This is a genomic window from Priestia megaterium (genome assembly GCF_046599315.1).
GTDB classification, from domain to species: domain Bacteria; phylum Bacillota; class Bacilli; order Bacillales; family Bacillaceae_H; genus Priestia; species Priestia megaterium_F.
The window spans coordinates 13,703-27,384 of record NZ_JBKIKC010000009.1 but is presented as its reverse complement, the minus strand read 5'-3'; the positions used below and the strand labels follow the sequence as shown (position 1 = coordinate 27,384).

15 protein-coding genes are annotated in these 13,682 nt (G+C 40.0%); 4 read left to right on the top strand and 11 right to left on the bottom strand.

Annotated elements, in window-relative coordinates:
- Positions 1-42: 42 nt before the first annotated feature.
- Complete coding sequence (locus ACLHDF_RS21740) at positions 43-1,635, bottom strand: APC family permease (protein ID WP_413920699.1); 1,593 nt, start codon at positions 1,633-1,635, stop codon at positions 43-45.
- 248 nt (positions 1,636-1,883) lie between these two features.
- Here ACLHDF_RS21740 and ACLHDF_RS21735 point away from each other — a divergent pair, with 248 nt between their 5' ends.
- The 4 genes from ACLHDF_RS21735 to spoIIP all read left to right on the top strand — a co-directional run bounded on the left by ACLHDF_RS21735 (position 1,884) and on the right by spoIIP (position 4,790).
- Positions 1,884-2,252, top strand: a complete 369-nt coding sequence (locus ACLHDF_RS21735; RefSeq protein ID WP_413920698.1) for a hypothetical protein — start codon at positions 1,884-1,886, stop codon at positions 2,250-2,252.
- A 31-nt stretch (positions 2,253-2,283) separates the two neighbouring features.
- Complete coding sequence (locus ACLHDF_RS21730) at positions 2,284-2,973, top strand: hypothetical protein (protein ID WP_413920697.1); 690 nt, start codon at positions 2,284-2,286, stop codon at positions 2,971-2,973.
- Positions 2,974-3,036: 63 nt separating this feature from the next.
- The gene (locus tag ACLHDF_RS21725) at positions 3,037-3,453 is read left to right on the top strand and encodes an RQC domain-containing protein (RefSeq protein WP_413920696.1); all 417 of its coding nucleotides are present in this window, start codon (positions 3,037-3,039) and stop codon (positions 3,451-3,453) included.
- A gap of 170 nt (positions 3,454-3,623) precedes the next feature.
- Entirely contained in the window at positions 3,624-4,790 is a 1,167-nt protein-coding gene (spoIIP, locus tag ACLHDF_RS21720; protein WP_413920695.1) for a stage II sporulation protein P, read from the top strand.
- Positions 4,791-4,816: 26 nt separating this feature from the next.
- On the opposite strand, the gene cobO is transcribed toward spoIIP, so the two are convergent.
- The 10 genes from cobO to ACLHDF_RS21670 are packed head-to-tail and all read right to left on the bottom strand — an operon-like array spanning position 4,817 to position 13,679.
- A complete protein-coding gene (cobO, locus tag ACLHDF_RS21715; RefSeq protein ID WP_413920694.1) occupies positions 4,817-5,356 on the bottom strand; it encodes a cob(I)yrinic acid a,c-diamide adenosyltransferase in 540 nt (179 codons plus the stop codon).
- Between the two features lie 31 nt (positions 5,357-5,387).
- Positions 5,388-5,957, bottom strand: a complete 570-nt coding sequence (locus tag ACLHDF_RS21710; RefSeq protein ID WP_413920693.1) for a nitroreductase — start codon at positions 5,955-5,957, stop codon at positions 5,388-5,390.
- A gap of 20 nt (positions 5,958-5,977) precedes the next feature.
- Positions 5,978-6,748, bottom strand: coding sequence for a uroporphyrinogen-III C-methyltransferase (gene cobA / locus ACLHDF_RS21705; protein WP_413920692.1), 771 nt, complete (start codon positions 6,746-6,748; stop codon positions 5,978-5,980).
- Positions 6,745-8,127: a cobyrinate a,c-diamide synthase gene (locus tag ACLHDF_RS21700; protein ID WP_413920691.1), complete on the bottom strand. Its 1,383-nt coding sequence runs from the start codon at positions 8,125-8,127 to the stop codon at positions 6,745-6,747. The genes cobA and ACLHDF_RS21700 overlap by 4 nt, the downstream gene beginning before the upstream one ends.
- Positions 8,128-8,140: 13 nt before the next feature.
- On the bottom strand, positions 8,141-9,265 hold the full coding sequence (locus tag ACLHDF_RS21695; protein ID WP_413920690.1) for a cobalt-precorrin 5A hydrolase: 1,125 nt from the start codon (positions 9,263-9,265) through the stop codon (positions 8,141-8,143).
- Positions 9,262-10,038 carry a precorrin-4 C(11)-methyltransferase gene (cobM, locus tag ACLHDF_RS21690; RefSeq protein ID WP_413920689.1) on the bottom strand — a complete coding sequence of 259 codons (777 nt, stop codon included), beginning with the start codon at positions 10,036-10,038 and terminating at the stop codon, positions 9,262-9,264. The genes ACLHDF_RS21695 and cobM overlap by 4 nt, the downstream gene beginning before the upstream one ends.
- Entirely contained in the window at positions 10,035-10,736 is a 702-nt protein-coding gene (gene cobI / locus ACLHDF_RS21685; protein WP_413920688.1) for a precorrin-2 C(20)-methyltransferase, read from the bottom strand. Before cobI ends, cobM begins: the two co-directional genes overlap by 4 nt.
- Before the next feature lie 2 nt (positions 10,737-10,738).
- On the bottom strand, positions 10,739-11,935 hold the full coding sequence (gene cbiE / locus ACLHDF_RS21680) for a precorrin-6y C5,15-methyltransferase (decarboxylating) subunit CbiE (RefSeq protein ID WP_413920687.1): 1,197 nt from the start codon (positions 11,933-11,935) through the stop codon (positions 10,739-10,741).
- Positions 11,925-13,028 (bottom strand): cobalt-precorrin-5B (C(1))-methyltransferase, encoded by a 1,104-nt coding sequence (locus tag ACLHDF_RS21675; RefSeq protein WP_413920686.1) that lies wholly within the window; start codon positions 13,026-13,028, stop codon positions 11,925-11,927. Before ACLHDF_RS21675 ends, cbiE begins: the two co-directional genes overlap by 11 nt.
- Before the next feature lie 3 nt (positions 13,029-13,031).
- On the bottom strand, positions 13,032-13,679 hold the full coding sequence (locus ACLHDF_RS21670) for a precorrin-8X methylmutase (RefSeq protein WP_413920685.1): 648 nt from the start codon (positions 13,677-13,679) through the stop codon (positions 13,032-13,034).
- Positions 13,680-13,682 lie beyond the last annotated feature (3 nt).

Below are 13,682 nucleotides of genomic sequence, written 5' to 3'. Positions count from 1 at the left end.
CAAATAACATAGAAAAAGCAGCGAATATCGCTGCTTTACAAGTTATACAGGTGCTTTTTCTTCCTGTTCAGGATGGTGATCGTAATCAATAAGTGCTTTTGGAAGGCCCGTATATTTAGCCCAATAATAAATCACAATGGATACGACCGCTATAATGATTAAGTCTACAGGCGTATCAATCAAACCCTTTCCTCCACCGAACGAGCCAATATAAGAAATAAAGAGCATAATAATATAATAAGCGACTAACCACCAAGTAGATTTAATCTGCTGACGAAGACTTACTTCTTTTTTAGGTACATATTTAGCAAAGATTAAATAAATAACAAACATGACCAACTGAGAAGTTAACAGCCATGAAATAGTCTTCCAGCCTGACCAGTATACAATAAAAGAAGCAAAAATGAAGGATAATGGACCAATTATACCCATTCCTCTCAATTTAAAAGGCTTTTCCAAATCTTTTGCGTTTACCATAAATGCGGCTGATGAAATGGGTGCAATCGCATAAGAAAGAATAAGCGCAACAGAACATACGTTTACGAGTGCATTCCACGAAGGAAACGGCAGTGTCCAGAAAATTGAAAGTCCTAATGAAAGCCATAGAGATGATCGCGGAATACCTGTTTTTTTATCCACATGAGCAAACGTTTTAAATAACGTACCGTTACGAGACCAAGCATAGATAAGTCTAGATGTCGTATTCATAAAAATATTACCGTTACCACCTGGTGATAAAATCGCATCTAAAATAACAAGTGTTGCTAGCCATCCAAGACCAAGAACAACAGCTATGTCTTTAAATGGCAGTGAGAATTTATCTTGAATGCCAGACCAACCGCCTTTAATCATGTCAGACGGAATAGCTCCGATAAATAATACTTGTAGAGCAGTATAAATAAGAGCTGCTAGAATAATACAAATCACAAGAGCAATTGGAATATTACGCTGTGGATTTTTCACTTCTCCAGCTACCGATACAATCGGATGAAGACCTAGGTAAGCAAACATAACCCCGCCTGTGGCAATGGCGGCCTGGATCCCATCAAATCCCCCTGGAGCAAACTCTCCCATCGTAAAATTTCCTGACTTAAAATAAAATGCCAGCGTTACAATTACTGTAAGCGGTACAAAATATTTAAAAATAGAAATGATAATATTGGATTTCGCAAATGCTTTTACACTCCAGTAATTGAGTAAAAAGAATAAGCAAAGTAAAACGAATTGTAAAATCCATCCAGATACAGTTGGTGAATCAGATCCAGCTTTCGTTAAACCTGGAAACCAGTAGGCCACGTATTGTCTCACCGCCGTTACTTCAATAGCGATTAAACTAGTGTAAGCTACAATGGTGATAAACGAAATCATATAGCCTACAAGGTGACCGTGTGAGTAGACAGGATATCGAATAATTCCTCCTGTACGAGGCAAGGCAGCCCCTAACTCAGCGTATACAAGGCCTATTAATAAAATAATAACTCCACCAATAATCCAAGAAAAACTTCCTGCAGGACCTGCTTGTGTAGCGACGTTACTAACGGCAAACAGCCAAGCGGATCCAAAAATAGCCCCTAACCCAATCAATGTTAAATCTAATAGGGATATCGTCTTTTTAAACGGACCTTTATTTCCCATATTTTTCCTCCTTTAGGCGAATCATTACTTTTGTTGTTTTTTTTGACAAAATTCATATATATTCGATAATATGCGTCAAAATTTTTATTACTATACCCATTCATAATTACTTTGAACCGCTTTTCTTTATTTCCGAAGAGTAATTATCTGAATTTTTTTAAAATTACCCTTATGTTCAAGACACATTAAAACTTTTTCTTCTCTTCTTTAATAGGTAAAATACTCAATAAATGAAAGGAGTTAGATGAATGACTTTACCAGAGAATTTGCCTGTTGATTTTACAGGTTACAACCATTTAACTTTCCTTCCGCTTGGGCGTAAGAATAAATCGATTCGATCCGTGGGAAGCAAATATACGAAAGGGTCGCTTGGACGGTTAAACGACTACTTTGAGCGAGCAATGAATGAGTTATCTAAAGAGGATATAACCCTTTTTCAAACGTTCTTATATGAAAGTCGTAGAGGCGGTTTTCCCGTCGCAATTGATAAAAATGAAGACGTTTATCCCCACTTTTGGAAACCAACTTCATTTCTATGGAAAGAATATAATAAGAATAGCGGCATTCCTATTCATCATGATGAGTTTTTATTCTCAAGATTTTACGGTTTTGACTAAAATTGAGTTAGAAAATTATCTCGGAAGCATCATGAAAGATTACATGTTTTGCGCTAAAATACATGATTCTTCAAGAGAAGAATGGATTCAGCATGTTAATAAGTGTTTCTTCAAACGTCCGCTCATCTCCCTTTATCATCGAAATGCAGGTGTCATTGAAGCGATTGAACAATCAAAAAAATCACCTTTGCTTTTTATTATGAAAAACCCTGAGCAAATTGCTTTTTGGCGCAACCGGATTGAAATTATTATGAGACCTTTTCGTTCTCTTTCTTTCATCGCCTTTGAAAGAGGATTTTCAGATACGGAAGATGCGGTAGTAAATGTTCACGGAGAAAACGAGATCATGCACGTAACCTCAGAAAACAGAGGTCTCGCCGTAACCTATGACGTCGCAAACGATGCCGTTTCGCTCGATAATGAGTATAATGTAGTGCTAGCAGCCAAACGCTTAGCCACAACTCAGCGGCAATTTGAAGAAATTATAGATGAAAATGAAGAAGTGATTCAAAAACTACTTGTCTTTTTAAAATGGAAAAGTCTTTTAGAGCATCATGAAGTACACATTAAAGAAATCCAAGGTAAATTGTGCAAACTAACCAATTATCAGCTTAATCAAAGACCAGTTTTAGAGGAAAAGAATCCCTTTCTTTCAATCATTCAAAACGTATTGCAAGTAAGAATACCGAATGCAAATCTCGAAGTTGGTTCCATTCAATGATTTTCGCAATGGGATTTTCCAGACGTCACTCTGCTGCAGGAAACAGATGAATTTACATGTTATATGTGTCCAAGTAAAATAGAAACGAAGCTGACAGAAATAAGCGCTAAGATAGGAAATGAACTTCATAAACAGCGTCAGAACCTGCTTTCGACTCCGCTAAAAATTGGTCAAATAACTTTTGATTCAAACCAAATGTTACGGTTATTAACGCTTATAGATACCTTAAAAGACAGAGAAACTCAGCAAAGTTACGTACAAATTTTAGAAGGCGTTTCGACTAACAGTATTCGCCAAAAAGAGCTCGATAAAGTATCTGCATTTGGATTATTAAATTCCATAAAGCGCAAGCGCATCGTAACCTATTTACAAGAATTGCAAAACTATCAGCTGTTAAAAAAAGAGAAAAAAGGATTCAGCCTCACCCCAAAAGGTGAAGCCATCCGGCATCTATTTGAAGAAGAATCACGGAGAATATGAGATTATATCTCGCGTGATTCTTCTTTTTTGATTTTTGAAGACTACTTTCTCTATTAAATGCTTATCATAATTGAAAATCTCAAATCATATAATCATTACTAGATTAGCAAAGTCCTTTATACCTATTATATGCAATAGCTTGATGCTGACATAGAGAGGAGATTTCGCCATTGAGATCTAGTAATCGCGCCAATTTTGTAGTGTTAACATATAAGATGGTTATTGTTATTTTATTAATTGTTTTAATGACATCATCCATCATTGTTCTAGTAAGTTACTCAGCAATCAAAGAACAGTTCAATTCTTCCATTATCTATCAAACGTTATCGAAGCATAAAGCAGAAAGCCTTTATTATTTGATGAGCCAAGAAAACCACCATTTTTCAACAGCTTTTGATAAAAATTACTCGCCTCCAGGTCTTTCTTCTACACTGCTCGAGTTATCAACAAGTATTCGAGCAGAAGATGCCAGAAGCTTGTTTGGTTCCGAACTTCCTGGATTCAGTATTTACGACTCCAATATCATTATTGCCGGTGAAGGCACAAATTTCACAAACTTCCCACGAGAATCTGCGCCACCGTTAGATGAAACACTAAAAGAAAGAAATTCTACTGCAAAAGTTCAGCAGCCTAAAGAAAAAAATAATACAACGACTCCCAATAATACAACCGGCGGGAAAAAGGTATTTTATATTTATCATACGCACAGCTGGGAATCTTACTTGCCTTTGTTAGGACTTGAAGGCGATCCAGATGCTAATAAAGCAGTGGATAGCAAAACGAATATTAATATTGTCGCAAATATGCTAGGAAAAGATTTAGAGGCCCAAGGAATTGGAACAGAAGTAGATCAAACGAATATTGGACAAAAATTAAAAGAAAAAGGTTGGAACACCAATCAATCGTATGCCATGTCTCGCACAGTAATTGAAACGGCAATGACTGAGAATAGAGATTTAACTTACTTTATCGATTTGCACCGAGATTCGCTTCGAAAAGATAATACAACCATTAAGATTAACAATAAATCGTACGCAAAAGTTGTGTTTGTTTTAGGGAAAGCAAATCAAAACTTTGAACAAAACTTAAAAATGGCAAAAGCGCTTCATGAAGGACTTGAAAAGAAATATCCTGGCTTAAGCCGCGGAGTTATTGGCAAGAACAAATCCTCCGGTAACGGTGTATATAATCAAGATGTTTCGAAAAATGCTATTTTAATCGAAGTGGGCGGAGTTGATAATAACCTTGATGAACTAACCAACACAACAAAAGCACTGTCTGATGTCATTAGCCAATTTTACTGGCAAGCTGAAAAAGTAGATGTCCCTGCTCAATAAAAGAAGCCCTCTTCATTGAGGGCTTTTTAAAATTCAATTCCTTTTACAGCAGGAATTCCTTCATCGTAATAATGTTTATGAGGCTTCATTTCCGTCACAAGATCTGCTGCTTCCATCACTTCTTTTTTTGCAGAACGTCCGGTAATGACCAAGTGCATATGCACAGGGCGCTTTTGAATAAGATCAATCACTTCATGTAGCGGTAGCACATCATCAATAGGAAATTTTTCTATAGCCAGCGCGTTATTTAACTCATCTAAAATAACTACGTCATATTCGTTCGAGAAGACTTTTTCCTTCGTTAGCGCCCAGGCTTTTTGCAAAGCATCACGATGTTCAGGCGGTGTTTTTGTCCACGTAAAGCCGACTCCTGTTTGAATCATTTCAATTCCCATTTTATCAAACATCAGCTTTTCGCCATATGTACGTTGAGGAGATTTAATAAATTGAATCATTAATACTTTTTGTCCGCGTCCCGTAGCGCGCAGAGCAAGACCTAAAGCAGCGGTTGTTTTTCCTTTTCCGTCTCCGGTATAAATTAACGTAAGACCACGTTTGTCTTTCAATCTAAAAACCTCTTTTTCTTCGAATTTCAGTTTACAGCCATGTTGTTTTTTCTGTAAACGGTGTTCTAGCCGGCTCTTTCATTTTTGTAAGAGACTCTTCATTTGGATAGCCTAGAAATACATTTCCTACCACGACTTTACCCGCCGGCTTGCCGATAAACTCATACAGTCGCTCGTCTCGAACAAGACCAACGCCTCTTGTTCTCCAAACGAATCCAAGTCCTAATTCTTTAGCTGCTAGCCACATGGAATGAATTGCGCATGAAACCGCATATTTGTTATCTTCCGTGGCTTCTTCGTCTCCTTCCACTGTGTCAGCTGTTACGACAATATATACAGGCGTATTTTTCACTGCTTTTAACGAACTTTCTACTAAATGAGGCTTTGTAGGAAAGCGCTCCTTTAAATAAGATTCAGCCAGTTCTTCATACTTCTTTTTTGCTTCTCCTTGAATCACATAGAAGCTCCAAGGCTCTCTCATTCGGTCATTTGGAGCCCACGTGGCTGCTTCAAGGAGCTGTTCAATCTTTTCTTGTTCCACTTCACGTGCTTCATGATCTCGTACCGCTCTTCGTTCTTTTAACTGTGAGATAATTGTCATGTTGTCTCCTCCTTTTAACATTAAAGCAGAATATTTTCCGCTCTTTCTTCGAACCATTTTATTTTTTCCCTAATTGTTACGACATCACCTACAAGCACGATAGCTGGATGAGCAATCTCTGCTTTTTGTGCTATTTCTTCAATTGTTGCAAGAGTCCCAGTTACGGTGCGCTGATATTTTGTCGTTCCCCATTGAACAAGTGCCACTGGCGTATGTTTATCTCTTCCATGGTCCATCAATTGCTTGCATATGTGAGGGAGATTTCCAACGCCCATATAAAAAGCAATTGTATCTATTCCTTGAGCGAGCGCTGACCAGTTTAAATAATCTTTTCCTTTTTCTTCTCTTCCATGACCCGTTACAATCGCAAAAGAAGTGGCATGGTCTCTGTGGGTAACAGGAATTCCTGCATAGGCCGGAGCTGCAATTCCTGACGTGATACCAGGCACTACTTCATAAGGAATTCCTTGATTAGCAAGTACTTCAGCTTCCTCTGCTCCGCGGCCAAATACAAAAGGATCGCCTCCTTTTAAGCGCGTCACTACTTTTCCTTGAAGTGCTTTTTCAACAAGCAGCTCGTGAATACGATCTTGGATGACTCCGTGCTTGCCTGGTAATTTCCCGCAAAAAATAAGCTCTGCGTCTTTTTTAGCATAATTTAACAACTGTTCGTTGGCCAAGCGGTCATATAAAATGACATCCGCTTCTTGAATACACTCCATTCCATATACGGTTATTAGCTTAGGATCTCCTGGTCCAGCTCCTACTAAATATACTTTTCCAACTGTCACACTGCATCTCTTCTTTCTTTTTTTACCGCTTTACACTGTTCCACCCAGTTTTCTACCATTTTTGTAGAGGAGCCGAAATGAAAGTGCGTATAGCCGGCAATTAAATTATGATTCATATAACCTTCTTCTTTCATTCCTCGCATCCCTTTTGTATCATAAGCAGGCGGATACTCTTTGTCTGAATGAAAAGTTGAATAATGAAACTCATGGCCTTTAGCTTGTATATCACCTTTAAATAAAAAATTCCCTGGCTTTCCCGTCACTTCTCGGTATCCTAAAGCAGCTAATTTTGCCTGCATCCTTACTTGTCCGGGAATAAGTCCTACCATTTCGTAACATTTATCGTCTGTTGTGACAATACCATCTGTTAAAAACATAAAGCCTCCGCACTCAGCGAGCGTAGGCAACCCTTTTTGGATAGCTGCTCGAACAGAGTTTTTAACGTCGATTTGCTGAGCCAGCGTTTCAGCAAATTCTTCTGGAAATCCGCCTCCTATATAAAGACCATCGGCATCTTGTGGAACCCTTTCTCCTTTTAAAGGTGAAAATTCTACAAGCTCCGCTCCATAAGCTTTTAACAATTCGAAATTTTCTTCATAATAAAAGTTAAAAGCTGCATCTCTCGCCACAGCAATTTTCACTTGAGGTACGGACGTTTTTGTAAAGATAGGATCATTAATTTCTATTTTAGGAGCTAAAGCTAGTTCATATACTTTTTCGATATCAATTGTATCACGAACTAGCTGCCCTAACTGTTCAAAAAACGGTGTTAATTCTCCTCGTTCAATCGATGGAATGAGCCCGAGATGACGTTCAGGAATGGTGAGCTCATCGTTTCTTTTCAAGTAGCCTACTACCGGGATGTGACATTCCTGCTCAATTGCTGCCTTAACAAGTTTATAGTGCCCTTCACTTCCAACTCGATTAGCAATCACACCGACGATATTCGCTTCGGGTAAAAATTGCTGAAACCCTTTTACAATCGCTGCTGCACTTCTAGCCATACTAGCACAGTTGACAACTAAAAGGACAGGGCTATTTGTGATTAAGCTAATTTCAGCCGTTGATCCTTCGTTCGTTAATGGATTTTTCCCATCGAAAAATCCCATAACTCCTTCCATGATTGAAATATCAGCATCTTGACTAGCACGAGCGACAATTTCTCTAACCATGTCGTGTTCAAGTATCCAACTGTCGATATTTCGGGACGTTCGTTCTGTAACAGCCGTATGATACGTTGGATCAATATAATCGGGTCCGCATTTAAACCCTTGAACTCTATAACCGGCTTGTCTTAATGCTGACATCAGTCCGATTGTAAGCGTTGTTTTTCCTACGCCACTTCCGGTACCGGCAATGACGAGTCTTCTGTTTGACATGTTGTTCTCTCCTTTAGTCATATGGAATAATGGCCACTGAAATGGTTACATTCCCCGACTTTTTCTTCACAAGCTCAAGCGCAGCAGCACCGCTGTATAACAAAGCAGCAGGTTCACTAACACCATATGCACCTGTATATTTAAAAACAGTATCCGAAGGCTGTTGAATGCTTATGCTATTTAGCTCTTGCGGTGAATAATAGACAAACTCCCAGCCATACTTAGACGCCACTTCTAACAGTCCTTCTTCATCTTTCTTTAACTCTATTGTACATAATGCTTTTACACTTTTCATTGAAAACTGAAGTTCAGCAAGCGTTTTTTCAATAACACTTTCAATTTCGGCTGCGCTTGTCCCGCGGTTACATCCCATCCCAATCGCCAATACTTTTGGCCGGTAAAGAACACCGTTTTCTAAGATCGCTTCTTCCTCTTTTTTTAAATCGCGATGCGTTACGACCAAAGCTGCATTTGGCGATGCTTCAAGAGCTGTGTGAATCGATGAGTACGTTTTAATGTTAGCTGGAACAGGGTGTTCATAATGCCACCAGCTCTTTTCACCTGATTCTTGAACCACTGCTATTTCCTCTTCATTCACCACGGAAGCGCTGACAGGCGTTAGCTTTTCTGCTGATTCCCATACCCAACCAAAACGCTTCCCAAATAAATCAACTGGAATCGTTTTTTGAACATCGGATGCTGTTGTAATAACAGGGTGAGCCCCGAGAGCTGCCGCAACTTCACGCGTAAGCTCATTTGCTCCCCCAATATGACCTGAAAGCACACTGATGACATTTTCGCCTTTATCATCAATGACAACAACCGCTGGGTCTGTTTTCTTATCTTTTAAAATAGGTGCAATCATACGCACAACTGCTCCCAGTGAGATAATAATAATAAGTCCTTTATACGATTCAAAAAGAGAAGGCAAAAGCATCCGTACACTTCCTGAAAATAGCTGAATGTTCTGCTCTTGTTCATCTCCTTTTTCAAACTTGCTCATGTAATACACATCAGACTGCTGAAAGATGCGGCTAAGATTTCTTGCAATTTCTACCCCGTGCTTAGTAATTGCAACGACGGCATAATCCCCGCGCTGTGTAATTAGGGCCTTTTTTCCTTCTTCAAGTTGAATCATTCTGATTTCACTCCCCTGCGAAAGCCATGGGTAAATGTTTTATCATAAAGTTTTGAACGATAATCTTTGTCATGAATGTGGGGGTCAAGGGCCCAGCCTGCCAAAATCATAGCCTGCTTACGAATGCCGTTTGTTCGCATAGCGTCATCTAGGTCTTTTACCGTCGTGCGAACAATTTTTTCATCTGGCCACGTTGCTTTATACACTACTACGATCGGCGTATCCTCACTCCAACCTGCGTTTATAAATTCTTTCATTACTTTTTTTGTTAGCGTCGCGCTTAAAAATAACGCAATTGTACATTTATGTTTTGCTAAATCAGTTAATTTTTCAAACTCAGGTACCGGCGTTCTTCCTTCAGCCCGAGTTAAAATAACCGTTTGAGTCAAATCTGGAATGGTTAATTCTGCTTCAGCTGCCGCAGCTGAAGCAAATACGGAGCTGACGCCCGGAACGATTTCAATATCAACACCTTCTCTTTTTAAAAGCACCATTTGTTCCATAATGGCTCCGTACATGGACGGATCACCGGTATGTACCCTTACGACCATTTTCCCTTCACGCATGCGCTCAAGCATAGTACCGACCATTTCTTCTAAATGCATACCCGCTGTTTTTAACACTTCAGCTCCTGGTTTAGACCTAGCAACTAACTCTTGACTTACTAGTGAGTCAGCGTATAAGACAACATCTGCCTGCTGAAGTAATTTTAAGCCTTTTACTGTAATTAAATCTGGATCTCCTGGTCCAGCTCCTATTATGTATAACTTCATTTTCGCACCACCATTAGCGTTAAGTATTGTAAATCGGCTCCTTCTAGTTCTGAAGCTTTCCAAATAATTTCTTCATCTGACGTTACTTTTGTCACCACCGAAGCTTTTTCAAGCAGGTCAAGTTCTTTTAACAGACCGACCATAAAATCGATGACTTTGGCTACTTTAATAAAAATGACGCAGTCGTTTTCCACTAATACTTTTTTCATTGTTTCATAATCTTCACGGGCAGGAACAATCGCTACGTGTTCATCACCGTCTGCTAAAGGAATACCTAAGCGAGATGCCGCTCCATTAATAGATGAAATACCAGGAATCACTTGAATCGGAGCTTCCGGATGTCGTTCTTGCATCAGACGCATCATGTGAATAAACGTGCTGTAAAGCATAGGGTCGCCCTCTGTCACAAATGCTACATCTTTTCCTTCCTCAAGCTTTTCCCATACTCGCTCCACCGTTTCGGTCCATTTTTTCTCTAAGATAGCAAGATCTTTTGTCATGGGAAACACAAGGCCGAGCATGTCTTTTTCATTTGCACTGAAATAGACGTCAATAATTTTTTGGGCATAGCTTTTGCTTCCTTTTTGCTTTTTCGGATACGCAATAACGGGTGATTCTTTTAATTTACGAAATGCTTTTACCGTGATTAGTTCTGGATCTCCTGGTCCAACTCCAAGTCCGTACAATGTTCCAATCATGTTCATTCTCCTTTTTGGGCTGTAATAATATAAATAGGGTTTAAAGCGTCAAAGCGTGTTAGATGTAAAATTGGCTTGCTTCTTGAAATTTGCGCAAGGGTAACAGCAGTCTCAAATCCTCTCTCTTTAAAAGCTTTCATCGCTTCTGCTAAATTTTCAATTGTCACGGCGTTTAATACGATGCGTCCTCCTGAATTTAAGCGGCTGCAGCACACGTCCAAAATGGTTTCCATACCTCCTGCTGTACCTCCGATAAACACTGCATCAGGATCAGCAAACTCATTTAGTCCTTCTGGTGCTTTTCCGTGCACAGTATGGGCATCAACTCGAAATTTCGCTAGATTTTCCCTGCAATTTTCCAAGTCTGCTTCATTTTTTTCCACGGCAAAAATTTGGCCTTCACGCGCAATTTTAGCAGCTTCAATCGCGACTGAACCCGTGCATGTTCCGATATCCCATACGACACTGTCTCTTTTTAGCTGCAGGGCGCTAATGCTAAGTGTACGAACTTCTTTTTTGGTGATAAGTCCCTTATCCGGCTTGCGTTGAATAAATTTATCGTCCTCTATTCCAAGAGGCCAGACTGGACTTTTTTCTACCTGCTTTAATATTACGACATTAAGAGGAGAGAAGAGTTGGTTTGCCGCCTCTTCCAATGAAAGCAGCTGACAGCGCTCCATTTCTCCTCCTAAATTCTCTGCTACAAACATCTTGTATTCTGTCATGCCAAATGACAATAAGTAGTTTGCCAGAGCACTAGGGGAATTTTGCTCATCGGTTAAAATCGCGACTGTTTTATAACCGTCAATGCGCTGGGCCAGTCCCTTTATGCTTCTGCCATGAACACTTGTAAAATAAGCGTCTTGCCATCGCTCTTTTAAACGTGCAAATGCAAGCTGAATAGAACTTAAATAAGGGTATATTTCAACGTCTAGCTTCGTAGAAAGGTAGCTTCCAATTCCATAAAATAACGGGTCGCCTGATGCTAACACAACCGCATTTCTTTCTTCGTTTTTTAAACGTTCAACAAGGGAAGAAAGACCTCCTTCAATAGCTACTTTTTCTCCTTCAAAATCTTGAAAAAAGTCCAGGTGACGCTTCCCTCCAATTAACACATCGCTTTCGTAAATCCACTGCTCATACATAGGAAGCAAACTTAATTTTCCATCGTCACCAATTCCAATAATCTTAATTGCCATGTTGCACCGCCTGTCCTAAAAAATCTCCTTTTAATGTGTAAAGAGACGTATCGACATCGATTCCGTCCCCTACTTCCTTTAATGCTGATAAACAGCAGTACTCGCACAATTTCTCAAAAAACTGATGATGACCGCTTTGCATCATTAAATCCCCCACTTGAGAAGCTGTGTTTGCGCCTTTTATTTCTTCTACCAGTTCAGCAGAAGCGCCTGACTCAGAAGCTGCTTTTGCTAAAAAATTAAAATCAATAGGTGCACTTTTGGAATGAACCATCATAACGCCTTGAGCAACTTTTGAAAACTTCCCCATCATGCCTACAAGCGACACTTTTTTCATTCCTTGCTTTTTACATTGTTTTAAAGTGAACCCAACAAAATCTCCCATCTCTATAAATGCTTCTTCTGGAAGTTCAGGGAACTGTTTCATTCCATACTTTTCGCTTCGGCCCCCTGTAGTAATGACAACGTGCTCACAGTTGCTGGCTTTAGCAACGCTAATCGCCTGCACGATACTTGCTTTATAAGCAGCTGTTGAGAACGGAACGACAATACCTCTTGTCCCCAGTATCGAAATGCCGCCTAAAATACCTAGACGCGAATTTAATGTCTTTTTCGCCATTTCCTCTCCCTGAGGAACAGAAATGACAATCTTAACACCCTTTTGGATGTTATATTCAGCTAGAAGCTGTTCAGCCGTTTCTTTCAGCATCTTTCGTGGAACAGGGTTAATGGCTGCTTCACCCACAGGAACGGGCAGGCCGGGCTTTGTCACACGCCCTACCCCCACTCCTCCATCAATGATAATGTTTACACCATTACACCAGGAAACTTCAGAAATAATCAGCGCTCCGTGCGTGGCATCGGGATCATCTCCAGCATCTTTAATGATGCTTGCTACGGCACTGCTTGTGCGATACTCGCATTCTTCAAGATGAAAAGTAGCAAACCGACCGACAGGTAAATAAATTGTTGACTCATCTTGCACTTCTCCTGAAATTAGCGTAAGCAGCGCTGCTCTCGTAGCTGCCGTTGCACAAGCACCCGTCGTATAGCCTTCTCTGAGTTTCTTAGGTTCTTTTGGTACTTCCTTCATGTGTTACACCTGATCTGCAAGAATTGAAATTGCATTTAATGCAGCAACCGTTACCGTACTACCGCCTTTTCGGCCGATGTTTGTAATAAACGGTATGTCAAGTTTGGCAAGCTCTTCTTTAGATTCAGCTGCTGAAACAAATCCTACCGGCAGACCGATAACAAGTCCGGGCTTCGCTTCTCCTTCTTTAACCAAGCGAATTAATTCAAGTAAAGCTGTCGGTGCGTTTCCAATTGCAAAAATTCCACCGTCTGCTTCTTTAATTGCTTTTCGCATAGAGATGATCGCACGCGTTGTATTTAAGCGCTTTGCTTCTTCCATTACATCCGGATCTGAGATATAAACTTTGATTTCACCGCCGTGTTTTTCAATTCGCTGCTTGTTTGTTCCTACTTGCACCATTTGTACATCTGCTACCACTTGCTTGCCGCTGCGAATTGCTTTAATTCCTGCTTGAATCGCATCCGGGTGAAACAGCATGCTGCGTCCAAGCTCAAAGTCTGCAGACGCATGAATAACACGCTGAACAATTGGGTACTGTTCATCTGTGAACGGATGAGGTCCAAGCTCTTCCGTAATCATTTCAAAACTTTTCCCTTCAATTTGCTGAGGCTGAACAGTTAACGGTTTAAATTCTGTACGAAAATCCATCTC

Coding starts and splice junctions, on each gene's coding strand:
- ACLHDF_RS21740 (WP_413920699.1), bottom strand. CDS start 1,635: ATGGGAAATAAAGGTCCGTTTAAAAAGACGATATCCCTATTAGATTTA.
- ACLHDF_RS21735 (WP_413920698.1), top strand. CDS start 1,884: ATGACTTTACCAGAGAATTTGCCTGTTGATTTTACAGGTTACAACCAT.
- ACLHDF_RS21730 (WP_413920697.1), top strand. CDS start 2,284: ATGAAAGATTACATGTTTTGCGCTAAAATACATGATTCTTCAAGAGAA.
- ACLHDF_RS21725 (WP_413920696.1), top strand. CDS start 3,037: ATGTGTCCAAGTAAAATAGAAACGAAGCTGACAGAAATAAGCGCTAAG.
- ACLHDF_RS21710 (WP_413920693.1), bottom strand. CDS start 5,957: ATGACAATTATCTCACAGTTAAAAGAACGAAGAGCGGTACGAGATCAT.
- ACLHDF_RS21700 (WP_413920691.1), bottom strand. CDS start 8,127: ATGTCAAACAGAAGACTCGTCATTGCCGGTACCGGAAGTGGCGTAGGA.
- ACLHDF_RS21695 (WP_413920690.1), bottom strand. CDS start 9,265: ATGATTCAACTTGAAGAAGGAAAAAAGGCCCTAATTACACAGCGCGGG.
- cobM (WP_413920689.1), bottom strand. CDS start 10,038: ATGAAGTTATACATAATAGGAGCTGGACCAGGAGATCCAGATTTAATT.
- cobI (WP_413920688.1), bottom strand. CDS start 10,736: ATGATTGGAACATTGTACGGACTTGGAGTTGGACCAGGAGATCCAGAA.
- cbiE (WP_413920687.1), bottom strand. CDS start 11,935: ATGGCAATTAAGATTATTGGAATTGGTGACGATGGAAAATTAAGTTTG.
- ACLHDF_RS21675 (WP_413920686.1), bottom strand. CDS start 13,028: ATGAAGGAAGTACCAAAAGAACCTAAGAAACTCAGAGAAGGCTATACG.
- ACLHDF_RS21670 (WP_413920685.1), bottom strand. CDS start 13,679: ATGGATTTTCGTACAGAATTTAAACCGTTAACTGTTCAGCCTCAGCAA.